This window comes from Tenacibaculum sp. M1.3A, from assembly GCF_057732375.1.
The window spans coordinates 319,972-343,146 of sequence record NZ_JBYJEF010000001.1 but is presented as its reverse complement, the minus strand read 5'-3'; the positions used below and the strand labels follow the sequence as shown (position 1 = coordinate 343,146).

The following is a 23,175-nucleotide window of genomic DNA, read 5'->3' as shown; positions in this document are numbered from 1 at the left end:
TCAAAAATAAACATCTCTATATAATCTAGTTGTTAATTAGCTGTTAAAAGAATTAAAAGAGCCAAAAGTATGATGTTAAATTTATCCTTGCAAATTCTTTTTAAGCCAGTATATTTTATACTTTTGCAGCCAATTTAAAAAGCTACAAATGTTATCAGTATCTAATTTATCAGTTCAATTTGGTAAGCGTATTTTATTTGATGAAGTAAACACAAAGTTTACTCAAGGAAATTGCTACGGTATTATCGGAGCAAACGGAGCGGGAAAATCTACTTTTTTAAAGATTATATCAGGTATACAAGAACCTACATCTGGTCAGGTTCATTTAGAATCAGGTAAAAGAATGTCGGTTTTAACTCAAGATCACTATGCTTTTGATGAGTATACTACTTTAGAAGCTGTTTTAATGGGTAATAAAGAGCTGCATAAAATTAAATCAGAAATTGATGCTTTATATGCAGATTATACTGATGAAAATGCAGAGAGAATAGGGGAGTTGCAAGTTCGTTTTGAAGAAATGGATGGTTGGAATGCCGATGCTGCTGCTGCAACTTTATTATCTAACTTAGGTATTAAAGAAGAAGATCATTATACTTTATTGGCAGATTTAGAATCAAAAAAGAAAGTGCGTATCTTATTAGCACAAGCATTATTTGGAAATCCGGATGTATTGATAATGGATGAACCTACCAACGATTTAGATTTTGAAACGATTGCTTGGTTAGAAAACTTTTTAGCTAATTTTGATAATACGGTAATTGTTGTATCACATGACCGTCACTTTTTAGATGCTGTTTGTACACATATTTCTGATATTGATTTCGCAAAAATAAATCACTTTTCAGGTAACTATACTTTCTGGTACGAATCTAGTCAGTTAGCAGCAAAACAAAGAGCACAACAAAATAAAAAGGCAGAAGATAAGAAGAAGGAATTAGAAGAATTTATTCGTCGTTTTTCTGCAAACATGGCAAAATCTAAACAAGCTACTTCTCGTAAGAAGATGATAGATAAGTTAAATGTTGATGAGATTAAACCTTCTAGCCGTCGTTACCCAGCTATTATTTTTGATAGAGATAGAGAGGCAGGAGATCAGATTTTAAATATAGAGGGGTTAACTAAAAACTTTGAAGGAAGTCCGTTATTTGCCAATGTTGATATTAATTTAAACAAAGGAGATAAAGTTGCTATTATTTCAAAGAATTCTAAAGCCGTATCTACTTTTTATGAAATTATTTCAGGAAACGAAGAAGCAGATTCAGGAAAATATAACTGGGGAGTAACAACTACGCAATCTTATTTACCTTCAGATAATTCAGCATTTTTTCAGGATGGGGAGTTAGATTTAGTAGATTGGTTACGCCAGTATGCACAAACCGAAGAAGAAAGAGAAGAAGTGTTTTTAAGAGGTTTCTTAGGAAAGATGATTTTTTCTGGTGAAGAAGCATTAAAGAAAAGTAATGTACTTTCTGGGGGAGAAAAAGTTCGTTGTATGTTATCTCGTATGATGATGACAAGAGCTAATATTCTTTTATTAGATGAACCAACAAATCACTTAGATTTAGAATCTATTCAGTCTTTAAACAATTCTTTAATTAACTTTAAAGGAACGGTATTGTTTTCTACTCATGATCACGAATTTGCACAAACAGTAGCAAACCGAGTTATTGAAATAACACCAAAAGGAGTGATTGATAAATACTCAACTTTCGATGATTATTTATCTGATCCGAAGGTGAAGGAATTAAGAAAGAAAATGTATTCTTAATAGATACATTATTACATAAAAAAAGGAAGCTAATTAATTAGCTTCCTTTTTTTATGTTTACTCTTCTTTAGTTGTTTCTGTTTCAAAAAAACTAAAAACATTACCACCATAACGTTTGTCGTAACTATGTTTTGGATGTTTTGTTAAATCGGTATGTTTAGAATGTTCTATAATTAAAATACCTTCTTCATTTAAAAGTTGACGATCAAAAACAAGGTCAGCAATTTTTAAAAACTGGGCTTCTTCAAAATCATACGGAGGATCCGCAAAAATAACATCCGACTTTATAGTTGTTTTTTCTAAGAATTTATATACATCGCTTTTGTAGGTGTTTATATCAAAATCTAGTTCTTTAGCGGTTTCATTAATGTATTTAATGCAACCAAAATGTGCATCAACAGCATGTATTGTTAAGGTTCCGCGAGATGCAAATTCATAACTGATATTACCAGTACCTGCAAAAAGATCTAATACAGCAATACTATCAAAATAATAATCGTTGTTTAAAATATTAAATAACGATTCTTTGGCCATGTCTGTCGTAGGACGAACAGGTAATTTTTTCGGAGCAGAAAGTCGTCTGCTTTTATATTTTCCTGATATAATTCTCATTAGTGTACTAAGGTGAAATTAGAATGATTTGAAAATTCTTCGCTATCTGTAAAAAAGTTAGAGATTGGTTTAAAAAAATGAATATTACGTACGTAATTATAGGTAATTGTATAAAGATCTGTTTCTTTTTCAATATTACCTAGAAAAGTTAATTGAAATTTATCAGGATCCATTTGTAATTGTTCTGCTACAAATAAAATGTAATATAAAAAATCTTCTTTTGTAGCGTAAGAAAATGAATTGTGCAAAATTAAATTGCCTTGCTGACAAACAACAATGTCTAATTGATTAGGAGATACGTAAACGAAAAATTGCTTTTCGGAATCTTCTTTAGAGTAGTTTAATAACTTATCTATTAAAATAGTTGAATGATGTTTGTATTCGAATTCTCCGAAATTTTGAAACAGATAATTATTGATATTTACATAAGGAATGTATACCGAATTGGCTGTCACCATATCTAAAGCATCATATGTAATAAAATCTGTTGATAAGGTTTTAACGGTGTATTTTAAATAAGATTCTAAACAGCTTCTATCAAAATATTCGTTTGGTACAAGAGTTGCTAAGTTATTTTGATGAATAGCAAATACATTTTTAAAGTCTTGCTGTAAATCTTTATCAGTAGCAAAAACACTAATAACTTTATCTAATAAATACTCAGGAGAAGTTAAAGAAACCTCAAATATATATTCGGTAAACAAAATTGTTTCTTTTGTATGTGAATTAGAAATACAAAAAGAAAATCCATCCAAACTAAATTGGATGGATAGATTTTTATTTTGCGTTATTACGCTAATTTTTTTAGTCTTCTTTAACAACCGCTTCACCTTTATCGTAAGAAGGAGGCCAGTTACCACCAGTAGTTACTTCGTTTAAAGAACCAACAGAAACATAAGCTCCTTTAATTTGATCAGTTTCTAAAGCTTCTAATTCTTGTTTTACTAGAGAAGTGCTCATCCCTTTTAAAATTGATGTTTTATCAGCTTTAACTTCAAAAACAGGAACTAATAATCCAGCAACTTTTTCAACTTCACCAGTAGCTATTTCAAACTGTTTGTCTGTTCCTGGAACATCAAACATACCTTTATAGTCTTCACCTTCAAAATATTTTGCTACAGGTTCGTAACCTATAGTATCAATTTGTTTTTTTGAAATAGTAATAAAAATACCACCACCTCTATCAACTTTTTCTTCGATGTTTTTTGTTTCAATTAAAGCTAATTGACCGTTTTCAATAAAGTTGATTAAAGAATCTTTACTGTTTGTATAAGTTCTATAAACCTCTTTATATTTAACTTCAGCATCACGAATTAATTTTAAATTCTTAATCACCTTAGCAAAACGTACTTCTTTTTCTTTAGCAAAATGAATAGGTTCCATGATACCTCCGTAAATTTTAACTACTAAGAGAACAGTAGCTGCTAATAACAAAATAGAGATTAACCATCTCATTTTCAGTGGTACAAACTTAACTATAATTACAGCTAAAAGAATTGCAACTACAACAGCTGCTAAAATCATTAATAATAAATTCATTTTTTTTGTTTTAATATATGATATACGCAAATCTACAATTTTTTTTCAATCATGAAAATTTTTATCTATAAATACATTTATCTTTGGCTATTATTTAAAATATGATAGAATCAGCACCTAAGTTTTATAAAGAAATTCTCGAAAAATTTCCGTACCAACCCACTCAGAAGCAAAATGAGTTATTAAATAAGTTAACAGATTTTTTATTTGACACCAATAGCAATGCCTTGTTTTTACTAAAAGGATATGCCGGTACGGGTAAAACAACGATAATTAGTACCGTAGTTAATAATTTATGGAAAGCTGGTAAAAAGGCGGTTCTTTTAGCACCTACAGGTAGGGCCGCAAAAGTAATTTCTGGTTATTCTAAAAAACAAGCCTTTACAATACATAAAAAAATTTACTTTCCTAAAAAAGAAGGTAATGGCGGTGTTAGCTTTGTGATGCAGCCTAATAAGCATATTAACACAGTTTTTATAGTTGATGAGGCTTCAATGATATCAGATGCTCGTCAAAACTCTAAACTGTTTGAAAACGGCTCTTTATTGGATGATTTAATATCTTTTGTGTACTCAGGTAAAAACTGTAAAATTGTTTTTATTGGAGATACAGCACAGTTGCCACCGGTTAAATTAACAATGAGTCCTGCTTTAGAGGCCGATAAGCTTTCTTTTGATTTTAATAAAGATGTTACCGAAATTGAGTTAGATGAAGTAGTACGTCAGCAACAAAATTCAGGGATTTTAGCTAATGCAACCGATTTGCGCTTATTAATACAAAATAATGTTACCGACTTTAAGTTTGATGTAAATTATCCAGATATCATCAGGCTAGAAGATAGTTACGATATTCAAGATGCTATTACACAGGCGTACGATGGTGATATTGGGGTAGAAGATACCGCTTTTATTGTACGCTCAAATAAAAGAGCTAATCAATATAACGATCAAATTAGAACTAAAATCCGTGGACAAGAAAATGAGATTTCTACAGGAGATTATGTAATGATTGTTAAGAACAATTATTTTTGGTTAAAAGACTCTTCTTCCGCAGGATTTATAGCAAATGGTGATATCTGTGAAGTGATGCGAATTAGTAATATAAAAGAATTATACGGATTTAAATTTGCTGAAGTAGAGGTTCGTATGATAGATTATCCTGATATGAGCTCTTTTGAAACAGTATTGCTTTTAGATACACTTTCTAGCGAAAGTCCGTCTTTAAGTTACGAAGAGTCTAATAAGTTGTATCAAGCTGTAAAAGAAGATTTTGCTGATGAAAAATCGAAATATAAGCAGTTTATGGGCGTAAAAAACAATAAATACTTTAATGCGCTCCAGGTAAAGTTCTCTTACGCTATGACTTGTCATAAATCACAAGGTGGACAATGGAATACCGTTTTTATTGAACAACCTTATTTGCCTGACGGACCAAGTGTTGAGTATTTACGTTGGTTATATACTGCAGTTACCAGAGCGCAAGATAAATTATATTTAATAGGCTTTAAAGACGATTGCTTTTTAGAGTAAACAATGTTAGAGTTCTGTTAATTAGTTAATAGCTCTCTTTAAAATAAGCTACATTTGTTAGCAACAATAACAGTTTAGTATTCAAAAAAATAAAGATGTACAAAAAAACGCTTTTTAGCATTTCTTTTTTATTGATTTCAATATCGATATTCGCTCAAAAACCTCAAAAATTAAATTCTAATCAGATTTTTGAGAAAATTCAAAAATTAAATTTTTTAGGCTCTGCATTATACATTGCGGCGCATCCTGATGATGAAAACACCCGTTTAATAGCTTATTTATCAAATCATGAAAAAGCAAGAACAGGTTATTTATCATTAACTCGTGGTGATGGAGGTCAGAATTTAATTGGATCAGAAATGAGAGAATTATTAGGCGTAATCCGTACACAAGAATTATTGGCTGCCAGAAGAGTTGACGGAGGAGAACAACGTTTTTCGAGAGCCAATGATTTCGGGTATTCTAAACACCCAGATGAGACTTTAAAAATTTGGAATAAAGAGGAGGTTTTAGCAGATGTAGTTTGGGCTATCAGAACTTTTAAGCCAGATGTAATTATAAATCGTTTTAATCACAGAACTCCAGGTACAACACATGGTCACCATACTTCATCGGCAATGTTAAGTATGGAAGCTTTTGATTTAGCAAACGATAAAACAAAATATGCTAGTCAGCTTAAAAACACGAGTATTTGGCAACCACAACGCTTGTTTTTTAACACTTCTTGGTGGTTTTATGGTAGTCAAGAAAAGTTCGACAGAGCAGATAAAAGCAAGATGCTGAGTTTTGATATTGGTGCTTATTATCCGTTAAAAGGCTTATCAAACAACGAATTGGCGTCTATGGCTAGTAGCCAACACTTATGTCAAGGTTTTGGTCGTTTAACAACTCGTGGAAGTCAAACCGAATATGTTGAGTTTTTAAAAGGTGATTTTCCGAAGGATAAAAAAGATATTTTTTCTGGTATAAATACCACGTGGAATAGAGTAGAAGGTGGAGGCGAAATTGGTGATATTTTATATGAAATTGAAAAGAATTTCGACTTTGTAAATCCATCAAAGCATTTACCTGAATTAATGAAAGCTTACAAGTTGGTTCAGAACTTAAAAGATGCACATTGGAAAAATATAAAAACAACAGAATTACAAGAGGTAATTAAAGCTAGTGTTGGTTTGTATTTAGAAGCTTCTGCAAACAAATCTAGCACCACATCAAATAGTAATTTTGAAGTTAATTTTGAAGCGTTAAATAGAAGTGCTAATTCAATAGAATTAGTATCTATAAAAACATTACCAAACGAAAAAATAATTGCTAAAAATTTAGCATTAGCACCTAATGTAAAGCAAAACTTTAAAGAAAGTATTGTAATAAAAAACATTGCTTATTCATCTCCTTATTGGTTAACAAAACCTTGGGATTTAGGAATGTATACTGTTGATAACAAAAAACTAATAGGAAATCCGGAAAGCGAACGACCTGTTAACATCGTTTATAATTTGATTATTGAAAATCAACCGATATCATTTAAAATTCCTGTTGTTTACAGATATTCTAAAAGTGATAAAGGAGAAATTTATGAACCTTTTGAAGTATTGCCTAAAGTAACCACTAAATTAAAAAGTAAGGTTGTTATTTTTTCTGATGATGTTTCTCAAAAAGTGTCTTTAGAGGTTCGTTCTGGAGGTAAAAATGTAAAAGGAACAGTTTCTTTGCAAGTTCCTAACGGATGGCAGGTTTCTCCTAAAATTGCTGATTTTAATATCGAGCAAAAAGGAGATAAACAAATAGTAGATTTTAAAGTTACACCACAAAAAAATCAATCAGAAGGAATTTTAAAGGCAATAGCAACAATTGGTAAGGAAACATATAGTAAAGAGTTAATCGAAATTAATTACGATCACATTCCTAAGCAATCTATTTTATTACCATCACAAGCAAAGCTTGTTCGTTTAAATATTAAAAAAAGAGGACATAAAATAGGCTATATTCAAGGATCAGGAGATGCAATTCCAGAAAGTTTACGTCAAATAGGGTATACAGTTATTGAAATAAATCCTAAAGATATAAATGATAAAAACTTGCAAGATTTTGATGCTATTGTTGTCGGAATTCGTGCATATAATACATTACCTGAATTACAGTTTAAGCAAAAGCATTTGTTGGCATTTGTAGAAAATGGTGGAAATATGATTGTGCAATACAACACGAATAGAAGAGTAGATGTAAAGGCGCCTTTTGAGTTAAAATTATCGAGAGATAGAGTTACAGATGAAAATGCAACAGTTACTTTATTAGCTAAAGACCATTCAATTTTAAATTACCCGAATAAAGTTACTGAAGCTGATTTTAAAGGTTGGGTTCAAGAACGTGGTTTGTATTTTCCGAATCAATGGAGTAAAGAATATACGCCAATATTATCAATGAATGATAAAGGAGAATCAGCTAAAGAAGGTAGTTTATTAATTGCTAAATACGGAAAAGGAAATTATATATATACAGGTTTAAGTTTCTTTAGAGAATTACCTGTTGGAGTTTCAGGAGCGTATAAATTATTCGCAAATATGTTATCTGTAGGTAAAGAGAATAAGGTGAAAAAAAAAGAAATTAAGCTCTAACAGTTGTAATTGCATAAAATTAAAAACAGCCTCGAAAACATATGTTTTCGAGGCTGTTATATTGAAATAAAGATGTTATTCCGATAAAGTATAAAGAAGTAATCTATCTTTTGAAGTAGAGATTGCTTCGTTTCGTTCGCAATGACACTTATAGTTTATTTAAAATACGAAAAATCTTCTCCGTCTTCAATTTTTAATAAACTTTCATAAATCATTTTAATTACATTTTCAACATCATCTCTGTGAACCATTTCAACCGTTGTATGCATGTAGCGTAATGGTAAAGAAATTAATGCAGATGCAACCCCACCGTTACTATAAGCAAAAGCATCGGTATCTGTACCCGTGGCTCTTGATAAAGCAGAACGTTGAAAAGGAATATTATTCTCTTCAGCAGCATCAATAATTAAATCACGTAACTTTTGTTGCACAGCAGGAGCATAAGCTATTACCGGTCCTTTTCCTATCTCTAAAAGTCCTGCTTTCTTTTCCTCGATCATAGGTGTAGTGGTGTCGTGTGTAACATCAGTAACGATTGCTACATTTGGCTTGATTGTTTGAGCAATCATTTCAGCGCCACGTAAACCTATTTCTTCTTGTACAGAGTTTGTAATGTATAATCCGAAAGGTAATTCCTTTTTGTTTTCTTTTAATAAACGAGCAACTTCGGCAATCATAAATCCGCCCATTCTGTTATCTAAAGCACGACATACAAACTTATTTCCATTTAAAATATGAAATTCATCTGGGTACGTAATTACACAACCAACATGCACTCCTAGCTTTTCAACTTCAGCTTTAGTAGCACAACCTGTATCTATAAAAATATTGTCAGGCTTTGGAGCCTCTTCATTTGCTTTATTACGTGTGTGAATTGCTGGCCACCCAAAAACACCTTTTACGATGCCATTTTTAGTATGAATATTAACAATTTTACTTGGTGCTATTTGGTGATCTGAACCACCGTTACGAATCACGTAAATTAATCCGTCATCAGAAATATAGTTTACATACCATGAAATTTCATCAGCATGCCCTTCAATAACTACTTTATATTTAGCATCTGGATTAATTACTCCAACAGCCGACCCATAAGTATCTGTAATAAACTCATCAACATAAGGCTTAAGGTAATCCATCCAAATTTTCTGTCCTTCCCATTCATATCCGGTAGGAGCAGCATTATTTAAATATTTTGCTAAGAAATCGATTGATTTCTCATTTAAGATTGATTTATTTTTAGTCATAAAATTGTAATGTTATAATTATTCCTCTTCTTCTTTGTTAGAATCAGCTCCCCAAAAACGTCGTTTTTCACGGTATTCTTGCTCTTGTTTAATTTGTTCAGGCGTTAACACTTTTAAAAATGATGGATGTTGTTCTATAGCATATTCTATTTTTTCAACAATACTAGCTACATCTTCTCTTTCATAATCAATCTCTAAAGGTTCTTTTATAACCATTGATTGTAAAACATTCCGTTTTTTTATCAATAATCCCTTTTTATCAAAAGAACGTCTAAATCCATCAATAACAATAGGTACTACAATAGGGTTGTATGTTTTTATAATATGAGCTGTACCGCGTCGAATAGGTTTGAAAGGCGTGGTAGTTCCTTGCGGAAAAGTAATAACCCAACCATCATCTAACGCTTTGCGAATGTTAGAAATATCAGACATCTTTACTTGTCTTTTTACCTCTTTACCTTCGCTTCGCCAAGTTCTTTCTACAGAAACAGAACCTACATAAGCAAATATTTTAGGCAATAAACCTGCTCGCATAGTTTCACCTGCAGCAATGTAGTATAAGTTTAATTTAGGGTTCCATAAATAACCTACGTTTTTAATATTATCATCACGCCCTTTTAAGGCTGCGTTAAATACATGAAACATAGAAGCTACATCCGCAAAATAAGTTTGATGATTAGAAATGAATAATACATTCTTGTCAGGAAGATTCCGAAGAATATCCATACCTTCAATCTGTAAATCATTAAATTTACGGTAGCGACCATGTGAAATAACGCCTAAAACTTGAATAAGAAAGCGTTTTATGAATAAAATATGTCCGAAAGGATTCCTTTTAAATAAAGGCATTTGTGATTATTTTTTTAGTGTAAAAGCTAAATTACAAAAGAAATAGAAAACATTACTGCTTAAATAAATCTTTAATTTCTGAAAGCATCATTGCTGTAGCTCCCCAAACGATATAACCATTTAGTTTAAAGCATGGTACGTCTATGTTTTTCATATATGAAGTTTCCATTTCTATAGAACTTAAATTATTTTCATCTAGTAAATCGCTCATCAAAACTTCTATAATACCAGCAACCTCGTAGTTAGGTGTAAATAATGGTTGTTTTTTAGCTATTCCAATAAACGGAGCGACTAGAAAATTACTAGGAGGGATGTAAGAATCAGAAAGTTGCTTTATAATTTTTATATCTTCAGAAATAATGCCTACTTCTTCGAATGTTTCCCTTAAAGCGGTTGCTTTAAAGTTGATGTCGTCTTTATCTGTTTTACCACCAGGAAAACTTACTTGAGCCGAGTGTTTTCCTTTATAATTTGCTCTTTGTGTTAATAAAAAGCGAGTTTCATTATTTTTATCAGGATAAAACAATGCCAAAACAGCAGCTCTTTTAGGCTCTTTACTGTCTATTAATTCTTGAGTAAATTGTGTTCTTAACTTTGGAGCAAGTTTAAGTTGAGAAACTAATCCTCCTAATGGTTTGTTCTTAAATTCTTCTAATTGATTTATAAAATCAGAGAAAATCATTCGTTTTTAGTATTTTAGAGCAAACATATTAATTTACAGAGTTAAAAATCAAATATTTTGGCTTGAATTTTGATTTACAAGAAACAGAATTAATTTTTTAATAAATGGATAAAAAAAATAAATATAAAAACTTAGGGTTAAGTTTATTGTTTGATGCAGTAGGACTTGTATCATATATTATACCTGGTGTAGGTGAATTAATAGATGTGGTATGGGCGCCAGTAGCTGCGTATTTAATGACTAAAATGTATAAAGGAGGTAAAGGTAAAATTGCTGCTGGTATTACTCTTGTAGAAGAGGCAATGCCTGGTTTAGATGTGATACCAACTTTTACACTTATGTGGTTGTTTACGTATGTATTTGCTTCTGATAAATCTAAAAGTACAATCGATATTTAAAATCTGTATTTTTTAAGCATAAAAAAGGGAAGCATATAGCTTCCCTTTTTTGATTTTGATTTTTGTTATTTTTTAATAAACTTTTTAGTAAAAGCTCTTTGTCCGTCATTAACTTCAAGGATATACATTCCGTTTTCTAAATTAGAAACATTTATCGTTGAATGATTTACTTTTCCGTTTAACACCTGTTGACCAATAATATTAACTATTGTAAAATTAGCATCTCTATTATCTATCATTCCAATTTTTAAATAATTAGTAGTTGGGTTTGGAGAAAGAAGAGCATTAAAAACAGCAGTTTCATTACCTAGTTTGGTTGCAGTAACAGCGTAATTATTGTTTACTCCTTTAGCGCTAGCCCCAATATTTACAGAATAATCTTCAACTTCACCATAACCAAAAGTTTCACAAGCAGTAGGAGCGGCGTCCCATTTCATGGCAACACGCATTCTTGTTTTTCCTGTTAAAGCAGAAGCTGGTACTGTAAAACTAGCTGATAAATTAGCCGAGCTAGAAGATGAACCACTAACTACCTCTTCATTGCTTTCAAATACACCGTTTTTATTAAAGTCGATCCATACTTTCCAAAATTCAGTATAAGAAGAACCGGAAAAACCTGCGCTAAAAACTATTGTGTTATTTCCGTATGATAAATTACCAGTTTGAGATGTAAAATCACCATAACCATTATTAGCAGAAGAAACGTTTGAAATTCCGCCTATAGCAACATTGTCGATATATTCATAACTTGAATTATTACCCTTAGAAGCGCAGTAATTAACCACAACACTTTTAGTCGTTACACCAACCGTATTACTTGATGCAGAAATATTACCAGCAGCATCTTTAGCTTTTACAGAAAAAGTGTAATTTGTAGCAGCTGTTAAATCGCTAACTGAATAATTTGTAGTTGTTACTGTAGCTATTTTAGCTGAGCCTTTATAAACATCATAACCTGTTACAGCAGTATTGTCTGTAGAAGCATTCCAATTTAAGTTTACAGAAGTTTCTGTTATGTTACTAGTAGTTAAGTTACTTGGAGTAGAAGGAGCTGCTGTATCTGGCGCAGCTAAGGTTGTAATGAACACCTTGTTACTAAAACTAGAAATATTTTCTGAAGAATCTATGGCTTTTACAGAAAAATTATAAGCTGTATCATCTGTTAAATCATTAACGGTAAATAAAGTGTTGTTTAGAGTTGTAATTAATGTGTCATTTTGATAAACTTCATATAAAACTACGGTAACATTATCTGTTGAGGCATCCCATGTAAGCTTAACTGATGTTTGAGTGATATTATTACTAAGTAAATTTGTAGGAGCGGTAGGAGCTATATTGTCTTCTGAAATATTGTTATCTATAAGATGTTCTCCTAAGCCATTAAAAGTATCTTTTGCAATAATAGCCCATTCAGACAATGTGTAATTCTTATTAGGTGATTTAATAGTTGGTTTTCTTTGAAGTGTTTTATCTTTTCCAAAATTATCACTACTATTTTGAGTACCTAATATATCTATTAAAATATCATTTTCAAACAATGCGATAGCATCGTTACCATTAAAATTCATTACGGAACTGTTAAGTAAATTTGATTTGTTTTTAACAATATCAGAAGCACTGTTGTGCGCAATAACATAAACCTCGTTGTTGTTCAGTATACCTGTTAGATCTATTGTGTTAGACCAAGACCCACCGCCATTAGTTGCTTTTTTAATACTATAATTTTCTAAATTAATTGGTAATCCTGTAAAGTTGGCTATTTCAATAGCTTTATTATATGAAGACCCTTCTATATATTCAGAAATAAATAATCCTTCAACAGTATCATTTACTGGGTTTGTAGTTGTTGTAACGCTAATTATTGAGCTTAATTGAGAAAAATTACCTGCAATATCATATGCTGTTAAAGTAAAATTATATAATGTATTAGCATTTAAATTAGCTACACTAATACTTGTGTTATTTGTACTTGCAACTTGTATACCGTTGTTATATATATAATAACCTGCAACAGAAGAGTTATCGATTGAAGCAGGCCATGTTAAGTCTACAGAAGTATTACTAATATTAGAAACTATAATATTAGCAGGTGTTGTTGGCGCTTCGTTATCCGTTGAGCCACCATTACCACCAAATAAATTTTCAGCTTGAGGACCACCCCATATTAGTGTTGCAAAAGCAGGGTTATCGATAAAAGGATTTCTGTTTCCTTGTATTAATTCTAATACAGGGTTACGTTGCTTTTCAAGTATAGAAACTGGGTCTTCAGCATTCCATTTTAAAAATAATTCTATCATATTGGTATCATTGGCAACAGGATTACCAACACCAACATTAATAGGGAGTGTTTGATTGCCATAACGTAAATACATATACATCATCATACGAGCAACATCACCTTTCCATTCATCACCAGGATACCAATTACCTTCTGCTGTAGCACCAGAGTTACCAATTCCTTCGGCAAATTTTCTGTTACTTCTAGAAGAATTTCTCTGAGCATCCGCAGGACGTAAGTTATGAGCATCTGCGCCAGCACCAACGGTACCTAAGTTTGGGTTTGCTAATGATTTTGAATATACATGTTCTCTATTCCAAACACCAGAACCACTGCCGTGGGTATCTTTTTCTCGTGTTCTGTCATTTGTTATATCAGTATCAGTATCATCCCAACCGTAAATTAATACGACTTTAGTATTATCAGTTGGATCAATATCAGTTTGTTTTAATGCGTTCCATACATCTGGCGTGTATGTTAAAATATTAGTATGTGAGCTTATAATTTTTATAGCCAAGGTCTCTTTTAAATCATTACCAGTTTGGTTTATATTAACATCGTTATAGTAGGATGGAACTTGTGAGAATAACGATAAAGACAGTATGAGTAAAAAGAAGGGTATAAGTTTTTTCATTTGTTTGATTAGGCGTTTTTTAAGTCGCAGCTAATTAACACTTTCTTTATATTTTTTTATGTTACTTAATAGTTAAGGATTCGTAAGTTATTAACAGTTTATCTTAGAATACTGATGTATAAAAAAAATCCCATCATAAAATGATGAGACTTTTTTATTTAATGTATTATTATATTTATTTTTTAATAAACTTTTTAGTAAAAGCTCTTTGTCCGTCATTAATTTCAAGAATATACATTCCGTTTTCTAAATTAGAAACATTTATAGTTGAATGATTTACTTTTCCGTTTAACACCTGTTGACCAATAATATTGACTATTGTAAAATTAGCATCTCTATTATCTGCCATTCCAATTTTTAAATAATTAGTAGTTGGGTTTGGATAAAGAATAGCATTGAAAATAGCAGTTTCATTACCTAATTTTGTTGCTGTAATATAATTACTATTGTTTCCGCCTTTTGCACTTACTCCAATATTTACAGAATAATCTTCAACTTCACCATAACCAAAAGTTTCACAAGCAGTAGGAGCGGCGTCCCATTTCATGGCAACACGCATTCTTGTTTTTCCTGTTAAAGCAGAAGCTGGTACTGTAAAACTAGCTGATAAATTAGCCGAGCTAGAAGATGAACCACTAACTACCTCTTCATTGCTTTCAAATACACCGTTTTTATTAAAGTCGATCCATACTTTCCAAAATTCAGTATAAGAAGAACCGGAAAAACCTGCGCTAAAAACTATTGTGTTATTTCCGTATGATAAATTACCAGTTTGAGATGTAAAATCACCATAACCATTATTAGCAGAAGAAACGTTTGAAATTCCGCCTATAGCAACATTGTCGATATATTCATAACTTGAATTATTACCCTTAGAAGCGCAGTAATTAACCACAACACTTTTAGTCGTTACACCAACCGTATTACTTGATGCAGAAATATTACCAGCAGCATCTTTAGCTTTTACAGAAAAAGTGTAATTTGTAGCAGCTGTTAAATCGCTAACTGAATAATTTGTAGTTGTTACTGTAGCTATTTTAGCTGAGCCTTTATAAACATCATAACCTGTTACAGCAGTATTGTCTGTAGAAGCATTCCAATTTAAGTTTACAGAAGTTTCTGTTATGTTACTATTAGTTAAGTTACTTGGAGTAGAAGGAGCTGCATTGTCAACAGGTGGAGGAGGAGTTCCTCCATCAATTGTATGATTTCCTAAACCACTAAAAGTATCTTTCGAAAGGATGTTCCACTCAGAAGTAGTATAGCTTGCATTAGGAGAAGAAACTGTTGATTTTCTTTGTAAGGTTTTATCTTGTGCAAATGTTGATGAGCTATTAGGGTTACCAATTAAATCGATAAGTGAGCTTCCTTTAAATAAACCAATAGCATCGTTTCCGTTAAAAGAACTAACACTAGTTTCTGTTAATTGTGCTTTGTTTTTAATAGTTGTAGAAGCATTGTTGTTTGCAATTACATATACATTTCCGTTTTCTAATTGTCCGCTTAAAGTTACGGTGTTTGTCCAGCCGCTACCGTTAGAAGCTTTTTTTAGAGAATAGCCAGCTAAATTAATAGTTGCACCGGTGAAATTTGCTATTTCTAAAGCTTTGTTGTTTGATGAACCTTCAACGTATTCAGAAATTAATAAATCAGAAGCAGAGCCTCCAGAAGTGTTCCCAGCACTTGTAGTTATATTTACTGAAGAGCTAGATGCTGAAACATTATTAGCAGCATCTCTTGCTTTTATAGAAAAACTATAATTAGTAGTAGCACTTAAACCTGTTACATTGTAAGAATTAGTAGTGCTTGTAGCTATTTTAGTAGCGCCTTTATAAATATCATAACCTGTAACAGCAACATTATCAGTAGCAACAGACCAAGATAAATCAGTTGATGTTTCCGTAATATTTGAAGCAGTTAAGTTAGTAGGAGTTGTTGGTGTTTGTGTGTCAGAAGAACCGCCACCGTTACCAAATTTATCTTCTGCTTGTGGACCTCCCCAAATTTGAGTTGCAAAAGCAGGATTATCGATAAACGGATTTCTATTTCCTTGTATTCCTTGTAATATAGGGTTTCTTTGTGTTTCAAAATTAGATACAGGGTCTTCAGCATTCCATTGTAATAATAATTGAATCATATTATTATCAGAAGAACTTGCTGAACCGATTGCTACATTACTAGGCAAACATTGGTTTCCATAACGTACATACATATACATCATCATACGAGCAACATCTCCTTTCCATTCATCACCAGGATACCACCCGCCGTTAGAATCACCAGCATTACCAGATCCAGCTGCAAATTTCTTACTACTTCTTTGTGAGTTAAATGAGATATCCGCAGGTCTTAAATGGTGTACATCTGCACCAGCACCTGATGTTCCTAAATTAGGATTTCCTAATGATTTCGGATATACGTGTTCTCTGTTCCATTGTGTTCCGGCAGAACCACCGTTAGCATCTTTACTACGAGTTCTATCAGTTACATAATTTCCGTCAGAATCGTTATAACCATAAATTAAAACAACTTTATTGTTGTTTGTTGCGTCTAAATCAGATTGTTTTAAAGCATCCCAAACACCGGGTGAATACGATAAGTTAACTGAATGTGTGCTAATAATTTTAGTAGCTAAAGCATCTTTTAAGGCAGTATTGCTTTGGTTTAAGTTAACATCATTATAATAAGAAGGTACTTGAGAAAATACTGAAAGTGATGCAATCAGTAAAATGAAGGGTAATAATTTTTTCATGTAATTGAGTTGTGTTGAGTTAAAACTGCCAGCAAAAAAACAATTTTTTATCAAGATAAATGTTATCAAATAGTTAACAATCAGGGAGATAAATAGTGTGAAAAAGGACTGTTATTTTTCCTTTTATTTTCCTTAAATTTGCATGCTAAAATTAGAGATTGATTATGAAGATATCATACAATTGGTTAAGACAATTTTTACAAACCGACTGGGAAGCTGAAAAAACAGGAGAACTATTAACAGATTTAGGTCTAGAGGTAGAAGGAATACTTAAGGTTGAGAGTATTAAAGGTAGTTTAAAAGGTATCGTTGTTGGTGAAGTAAAAACATGTGTAAAACACCCCAACGCAGATAAACTAAAAATTACTACGGTAGATTTAGGTGACAGTAATATTGTGCAAATAGTTTGTGGTGCGCCAAATGTTGATGTTGGTCAGAAAGTGCCTGTTGCTAAAGTAGGTACAACTTTGTATGATGAAAAAGGTGAAGGCTTTAAAATAAAAAAAGGTAAAATTAGAGGAGAAGAAAGCCACGGAATGATCTGTGCCGAAGACGAGTTAGGTTTAGGTAAAAGTCATGACGGTATTATGGTTTTAGACACCGCTTTAGTTTCTGGAACACCTTGTTCAGAAGTTTTTAATATCGAAACAGATTATGTTTTCGAAATAGGCTTAACACCAAATCGTGCAGACGCAATGAGCCACTTTGGTGTTGCTCGTGATTTACGTGCAGGTTTAATGCATCAAGGAACAAATTTAGAGCTAATTTCTCCTTCTGTATCAGATTTTCGTGTAGATGAACGTACACACAAGATTGATATCGAAATAGAAGATAAAAATTTAGTGCCTCGTTATTGCGGAATTACAATTACCGATATTGAGGTAAAAGAATCTCCAGAATGGATTCAGAATAGATTAAAAGCTATTGGTATTGTGCCTAAAAATAATATTGTAGATATTACAAATTATGTTTTACATGAGTTAGGGCAACCCTTACACGCTTTTGATGCTAATAAAATTAGAGGGAATAAAGTTATTGTTAAAACCTTAGCGGCAGGAACGAAATTTAAAACGTTAGATGAAGTAGAAAGAACGTTAGATGCTGATGATATTATGATTTGTGATGCAGATGATAATCCATTATGTTTAGGTGGTGTTTTTGGCGGATTAAAATCTGGAGTAACAGAACACACTACAGCAATTTTCTTAGAAAGCGCTTACTTTAATCCGGTTTCTGTTCGTAAAACAGCAAAACGTCACGCATTAAATACGGATGCTTCTTTCCGTTTCGAAAGAGGAATCGATATCAATTCAACAAAATACGCTTTAAAGCGTGCTGCTTTATTAATAGAAGAGTACGCAGGTGGAAAAATGTCTTCTGATGTTTTAGATTTTTATCCAGAGAAAATAGAAGATTTCGAAGTGTTTTTATCTTTCGAAGACACGTATAAATTAATAGGTCAAGAAATTCCTAAAGAAACAATTAAAAATATTTTAGCTTCTTTAGAAATTAAAATAAACAGTGTAACTGAAGGAGGTTTAGGTTTAACAATACCTTCTTACCGAGTAGATGTTCAGCGTGAAGCTGATATTATTGAAGAAATTTTAAGAGTTTACGGTTACAATAATATCGAGTTTTCTCATAAATTAAACACTTCTATTTCATTTGATAATGATAAAGAAGTTAAGGTAGAAAACATTGTTGCAAATCAGTTAAGTTCATTAGGATTTAACGAAACGATGGCAAATTCTTTAACAAAAGCAGATTATATTGCCTTGTCTGAGAATTTAAAGGAAGAACATAATGTAGAAATGTTGAATCCGTTAAGTAACGATTTAAAGGTAATGCGACAATCATTATTGTTTAGCGGTTTAGAATCTGTTTCTTATAATATCAATAGAAAAAATAACGCATTAAAATTTTATGAATTTGGTAAAACATATCATAAATACGAAAGCGGTTATCAGGAAGACAAACATTTAACATTGTTTGTTACAGGAAATAGAACCAAAGATAGTTGGAAAACGGCTACTCAAGCTTCTGATTTCTTTTATTTAAAAGGAATTGTAACGAACTTATTAAGTAGATTAGGATTAGATAATTTAAAAACATCACCTATTAAAACAGATGTGTTTTCTGAAGGTGTAGTATTAAGTTTAGGAAAAACTAAGCTAGTTGAATTCGGAGTAATAAAAAGAACTGTTTTAAAAGAATTTTCTATTAAACAAGAAGTTTTATTTGCCGATTTTAATTGGGAAAACATTTTAAGCTTATCAGGTAATAAGAAAATTAAAGTATCTGATTTAGCTAAGTTTCCATCAGTAAAGCGTGATTTAGCATTGTTATTAGATGATAAAATAGAGTTTAAAGAAATTTACAATCTTGCTTTTCAATCAGAAAAGAAATTATTAAAAGAAGTAGATTTATTTGATGTTTATGAAGGTGATAAATTACCTGAAGGTAAAAAATCTTATGCTGTTAGTTTTGTTTTACAAGATGAAAACAAAACATTGGCAGATAAACAGATTGATAAAATAATGCAAAAATTACAGCTAACATTCGAAAAGAATTTAGAAGCTGTTTTAAGATAATTCAAAAGCTCCAATTTTTATTGGGGCTTTTTTTTAATTTAAATATCTCCTCGAGCGCGCAGTCGAGAGGTTATTTTTTAAACTATAATTAAGGTCTCGACTGCGCTCGACCCGACAAGAAGTATGTACAAATTAATTATCCGTCCGATTTTTTTTCTTTTTGATCCAGAAAAGATTCATTATTTTACTTTTTCATTGGTAAAGTTTATGTCTAGAATTCCTTTTATGACTTCAATATTCAGAGGTTTATATCAGGTAAATGATAAAAAGTTAGAACGTAATTTATTCGGGTTAACTTTTAAGAATCCTGTTGGTTTAGCTGCTGGTTTTGATAAAAATGCGGTTTTATATAATGAATTGGCAAACTTCGGATTTGGTTTTGTAGAAATAGGAACGGTAACACCAAAAGGACAAGCTGGAAATCCGAAGAAAAGATTATTTCGATTAAAAGATGATCAAGGAATCATCAACCGAATGGGGTTTAATAACGAAGGATTAACCATTGCAATTCAACAATTAAAAAAGAATAAAGGTAAAATTATTATTGGAGGTAATATTGGTAAAAACACCGACACTGCTCCAGAAAATTATACATCAGATTACTTAGAGTGTTTTAAAGGATTGCATCCGTATGTAGATTATTTTGTGTTGAATGTAAGTTGCCCTAATGTTGGGAGCCATGCAAAACTAGATGATGTTGAGTATTTAAAAGAGTTAATTACTGAGGTTCAGAAATTAAACAATAAAGAAGCTGTTCAAAAGCCAATATTATTAAAAATAGCTCCAGATTTAAATAACCAACAATTAGATGAAATAATTGAGTTGGTTGCTAAAACTAAAATTGATGGAGTAATTGCATCAAACACATCGGTAAATAGAGATAATTTAAAGGTTTCTAAAGAACGATTATCAGAAATTGGTAATGGCGGTGTTAGCGGACAACCGGTTAAAGAAAGAAGTACAAAAGTAATTAAATACCTGGCAGATAAATCTAAAAAATCATTTCCTATAATCGGAGTCGGAGGTATTCATTCTGAAAAAGATGCTTTAGATAAAATAAATGCTGGTGCCGATTTAGTACAAATCTATACTGGGTTTATCTATGAAGGACCGAGTTTGGTAAAGCGAATCAATAAAGCTATTTTACATCAATCTTAAATTAACTTCTTACTGAACAATTTTCAGTAGCTTTTATAATTTTTAAATTAATGATTGAAACTCTTATTTCGTTTGTTTTAGCTACGGCTACTTTAGCTTTTTCACCAGGACCGGATAATATTTTTGTATTAACACAAAGTATTGTGCATGGTAAAAAATATGGTTTGGCAACGGTTATTGGTTTAATGACGGGTTGTATTATTCATACTACTTTGGTTGCTTTTGGCGTTTCGGAAGTTATAAAACAAAATCCGAATTTATTTTTTATTATCAAATTATTCGGAGCCTTGTATTTGTTATATATTGCTTATCAAGTTTATAAAAGTGATGCTAAAATTGCGTTTTCTACAGATAATGTAATTAAGAAATCTACTTTCGAATTGTTTAAAAAAGGTTTTTGGATGAATGTTTTAAATCCAAAAGTTACTATATTCTTTTTGGCATTTTTTCCACAATTTTTATTTTCAGAAAAGATTTCTACGGTAATTCAGTTTTATGTTTTAGGCGGATTATTTATACTTACTTCTTTTTTAATATTTTCTACAATTGCTATTTTGGCAGGAACAATATCAGCGTCAATAAAAAAGAACGCCCAAATAGGAGTGTTCCTAAAATGGGCGCAAATTGTAGTTTTTATAACTATTGCTATCTTAATTTTACTATAAGTTAATCTTCAGTAACGTATCCCCAGTTTTCACCCGTTTTAATTCTATGTAATTGCATTTCTGAAACACCAAATTGTTTCGCAATCATTTTTAAACGAGTTTTTCTGTTTGGGTCGTTTAGCTTACGTTTAAGCAATTTAACTCTAGTTTCAGTAAGTTTTGCAGTTCTGGGTTTATGAACTTTATTTACATATTCGGGATTGGTATATTGGTGTACCTCTTTTTCCCTTTTTGTAGCCCATTTAAGATTTTCAATCCTATTGTCTTTTTTGTCATAATTTAAATGAATTACGTACAATTCATCCTCTTTACGTGGTAAAAAACATTCCGCTACGAGTTTATGAACATACCTACTGGTATTTTTTCCATTTACTCGTTGTTTTAATGGCAAGTTCTGGTAACCGTTTATAAAATATTCGTTTACAAGTAACTCTTCTTCTTTTTTACAGTTGATAATTCTACCGTAATTAGAGATTTTAAATTTTTCTTTTTCAGAGATTTTATCATCAAATACTATTTCTTTCCACCTTTCATTTCTGTAGCTTCGTATCATATTTTTTAATATTTTATCTGAACTTAAATAATAAATAGCACTTTATTATTTTGTGTAAAAATACATAATTTGTTTTACAACCACTTTTTTATAAGTAATAACTGATTTATGTGTTGGTAATGATGGTTACAATGCCATGCGTAAATACCTATATTTTCTTTTAAACTTACTTTTTCATTTCCATCAGGATGAATGAAACACTTATTTAAATCATCAGTAGTTAATCCTTTTAAAAAAAACACCCATTTAGCATGTAAAGCTTTTAATGAATTTAAAGATAACTGAATAGGAGCTGCTTTAGAATCAAATAATTCAGCCCAACGCGCTTCATAATACGTTTTAATAACAGGTTCCTCTTCTGTTAACGCCCATTTAAAACGGGTGTATGAATTATGATGACTGTCTGCACAATGATGAATAACTTGCCTAACAGACCAACCACCATCTCTGTATAAAGTGTTTAATTGTTCTTCGGATAAATTTTTAACAAGAAGCTCTAGTTTAGCAGGAAACTCTTCTAAAACAGTAATCCATTCGTTAATTTTTTCTGAAGAAATTACGGTAGGAATATCAGGTTTTCCGATCGGGTATTTAAGATGTTCCATTAGTTATTTTGTTTTTGTAAGTTTTTATATGCTCTTTTTGCATTGCGATTTTCAGGGTTAATATCCAACGCTTTTTTATAAAATTCAATAGCTTTAATAGTATCTGATTTTTTTAAATATGCATCACCAGTGCTATCATAAGTATTAGAACTATTTGGGTATAAAGCGATGTTAATTTTAAAAACAGCAATTGCTTGCTCATATTTATCTTCTCTTAAATAACGGTATCCTAAATTATTAAAAGTGTTTTCTCTTATTATAGGATTTAAACTGTCGTTTTCTTTAATTTTTTTATAACCAATTAACGCAGCGTTATAATCTCCTTGAGTAAAATATTCTTTAGGTGTTTTTTCACCTTCATTTAATTTATTAAAAACATATACATTGTCATCATGTTCTCGTTTTTTTGCTAATTCAATATTATCTTTAGCTGTGTGAAAAATTAATTTTTCATTTAACTCCCTTGCATAAAATGTACTGTCGTTAATTTTTAAAGGAACCAATTTCTGATTACGCCATGTTAAAAGTAATTCGCCTTCTTTAAAGTTAACTTCTATAATTTCATCAGCATTAAAAAAATAACGACCTGTAGCATTTTTTATAAAATTATCTGAGTTTTTATTCGTTGTACAGCTTGTTATAAGTAAAATAAAAGCAATAAAAAGTAGTTTAGTTTTCATTTTTTGGCTAGTTTTTGTAA

Annotated in this window: 18 protein-coding genes; 7 read left to right on the top strand and 11 right to left on the bottom strand. The window is 31.2% G+C overall.

Annotated features, from left to right (window positions below):
- Nucleotides 1–148 precede the first annotated feature (148 nt).
- Nucleotides 149–1,768 (top strand): ABC-F family ATP-binding cassette domain-containing protein, encoded by a 1,620-nt coding sequence (locus AC28QF_RS01580; protein ID WP_488200110.1) that lies wholly within the window; start codon nucleotides 149–151, stop codon nucleotides 1,766–1,768.
- A 57-nt stretch (nucleotides 1,769–1,825) separates the two neighbouring features.
- Here AC28QF_RS01580 and AC28QF_RS01575 read toward each other — a convergent pair whose 3' ends face one another.
- Genes AC28QF_RS01575 through AC28QF_RS01565 form a run of 3 tightly spaced genes read right to left on the bottom strand, consistent with a single transcriptional unit; the run spans nucleotide 1,826 to nucleotide 3,919 of the window.
- Entirely contained in the window at nucleotides 1,826–2,380 is a 555-nt protein-coding gene (locus tag AC28QF_RS01575) for an RsmD family RNA methyltransferase (protein WP_488200111.1), read from the bottom strand.
- On the bottom strand, nucleotides 2,380–3,210 hold the full coding sequence (locus AC28QF_RS01570) for a DUF3822 family protein (RefSeq protein WP_488202404.1): 831 nt from the start codon (nucleotides 3,208–3,210) through the stop codon (nucleotides 2,380–2,382). Before AC28QF_RS01570 ends, AC28QF_RS01575 begins: the two co-directional genes overlap by 1 nt.
- The gene (locus AC28QF_RS01565) at nucleotides 3,185–3,919 is read right to left on the bottom strand and encodes a hypothetical protein (protein ID WP_488200113.1); all 735 of its coding nucleotides are present in this window, start codon (nucleotides 3,917–3,919) and stop codon (nucleotides 3,185–3,187) included. The genes AC28QF_RS01570 and AC28QF_RS01565 overlap by 26 nt, the downstream gene beginning before the upstream one ends.
- A 101-nt stretch (nucleotides 3,920–4,020) precedes the next feature.
- Between AC28QF_RS01565 and AC28QF_RS01560 the strand changes: the two genes are divergently transcribed.
- Nucleotides 4,021–5,448: an ATP-dependent DNA helicase gene (locus AC28QF_RS01560; protein WP_488200114.1), complete on the top strand. Its 1,428-nt coding sequence runs from the start codon at nucleotides 4,021–4,023 to the stop codon at nucleotides 5,446–5,448.
- A 95-nt stretch (nucleotides 5,449–5,543) separates the two neighbouring features.
- Nucleotides 5,544–8,063 (top strand): PIG-L family deacetylase, encoded by a 2,520-nt coding sequence (locus AC28QF_RS01555; protein WP_488200115.1) that lies wholly within the window; start codon nucleotides 5,544–5,546, stop codon nucleotides 8,061–8,063.
- 155 nt (nucleotides 8,064–8,218) lie between these two features.
- Here AC28QF_RS01555 and AC28QF_RS01550 read toward each other — a convergent pair whose 3' ends face one another.
- From AC28QF_RS01550 to AC28QF_RS01540, 3 genes are read right to left on the bottom strand one after another with little or no spacing between them, the layout of a single operon-like run.
- A complete protein-coding gene (locus AC28QF_RS01550) occupies nucleotides 8,219–9,310 on the bottom strand; it encodes a M42 family metallopeptidase (RefSeq protein WP_488200116.1) in 1,092 nt (363 codons plus the stop codon).
- A gap of 18 nt (nucleotides 9,311–9,328) precedes the next feature.
- Nucleotides 9,329–10,159, bottom strand: coding sequence for a lysophospholipid acyltransferase family protein (locus tag AC28QF_RS01545; protein WP_488200117.1), 831 nt, complete (start codon nucleotides 10,157–10,159; stop codon nucleotides 9,329–9,331).
- 52 nt (nucleotides 10,160–10,211) lie between these two features.
- On the bottom strand, nucleotides 10,212–10,841 hold the full coding sequence (locus AC28QF_RS01540) for an NUDIX hydrolase (RefSeq protein ID WP_488200118.1): 630 nt from the start codon (nucleotides 10,839–10,841) through the stop codon (nucleotides 10,212–10,214).
- A 104-nt stretch (nucleotides 10,842–10,945) separates the two neighbouring features.
- Here AC28QF_RS01540 and AC28QF_RS01535 point away from each other — a divergent pair, with 104 nt between their 5' ends.
- The gene (locus AC28QF_RS01535; RefSeq protein WP_488200119.1) at nucleotides 10,946–11,239 is read left to right on the top strand and encodes a hypothetical protein; all 294 of its coding nucleotides are present in this window, start codon (nucleotides 10,946–10,948) and stop codon (nucleotides 11,237–11,239) included.
- 65 nt (nucleotides 11,240–11,304) lie between these two features.
- Here the strand turns inward: AC28QF_RS01535 and AC28QF_RS01530 are convergent, their stop codons facing one another.
- Nucleotides 11,305–14,151: an endonuclease gene (locus tag AC28QF_RS01530; protein ID WP_488200120.1), complete on the bottom strand. Its 2,847-nt coding sequence runs from the start codon at nucleotides 14,149–14,151 to the stop codon at nucleotides 11,305–11,307.
- 175 nt (nucleotides 14,152–14,326) lie between these two features.
- On the bottom strand, nucleotides 14,327–16,903 hold the full coding sequence (locus tag AC28QF_RS01525; protein ID WP_488200121.1) for an endonuclease: 2,577 nt from the start codon (nucleotides 16,901–16,903) through the stop codon (nucleotides 14,327–14,329).
- A gap of 164 nt (nucleotides 16,904–17,067) precedes the next feature.
- Here AC28QF_RS01525 and pheT point away from each other — a divergent pair, with 164 nt between their 5' ends.
- From pheT to AC28QF_RS01510, 3 genes are all read left to right on the top strand, one after another.
- The gene (pheT, locus tag AC28QF_RS01520) at nucleotides 17,068–19,494 is read left to right on the top strand and encodes a phenylalanine--tRNA ligase subunit beta (RefSeq protein WP_488200122.1); all 2,427 of its coding nucleotides are present in this window, start codon (nucleotides 17,068–17,070) and stop codon (nucleotides 19,492–19,494) included.
- Between the two features lie 123 nt (nucleotides 19,495–19,617).
- Nucleotides 19,618–20,652, top strand: a complete 1,035-nt coding sequence (locus AC28QF_RS01515) for a quinone-dependent dihydroorotate dehydrogenase (RefSeq protein ID WP_488200123.1) — start codon at nucleotides 19,618–19,620, stop codon at nucleotides 20,650–20,652.
- A 50-nt stretch (nucleotides 20,653–20,702) separates the two neighbouring features.
- Nucleotides 20,703–21,317 carry a LysE family translocator gene (locus AC28QF_RS01510; protein WP_488200124.1) on the top strand — a complete coding sequence of 205 codons (615 nt, stop codon included), beginning with the start codon at nucleotides 20,703–20,705 and terminating at the stop codon, nucleotides 21,315–21,317.
- A 1-nt stretch (nucleotide 21,318) separates the two neighbouring features.
- Here AC28QF_RS01510 and AC28QF_RS01505 read toward each other — a convergent pair whose 3' ends face one another.
- The 3 genes from AC28QF_RS01505 to AC28QF_RS01495 form a co-directional block, all read right to left on the bottom strand.
- A complete protein-coding gene (locus AC28QF_RS01505; RefSeq protein ID WP_488200125.1) occupies nucleotides 21,319–21,870 on the bottom strand; it encodes an HNH endonuclease in 552 nt (183 codons plus the stop codon).
- Nucleotides 21,871–21,944: 74 nt separating this feature from the next.
- The gene (locus tag AC28QF_RS01500; RefSeq protein WP_488200126.1) at nucleotides 21,945–22,475 is read right to left on the bottom strand and encodes a YfiT family bacillithiol transferase; all 531 of its coding nucleotides are present in this window, start codon (nucleotides 22,473–22,475) and stop codon (nucleotides 21,945–21,947) included.
- Nucleotides 22,475–23,155, bottom strand: coding sequence for a tetratricopeptide repeat protein (locus AC28QF_RS01495; RefSeq protein WP_488200127.1), 681 nt, complete (start codon nucleotides 23,153–23,155; stop codon nucleotides 22,475–22,477). The genes AC28QF_RS01500 and AC28QF_RS01495 overlap by 1 nt, the downstream gene beginning before the upstream one ends.
- Nucleotides 23,156–23,175 lie beyond the last annotated feature (20 nt).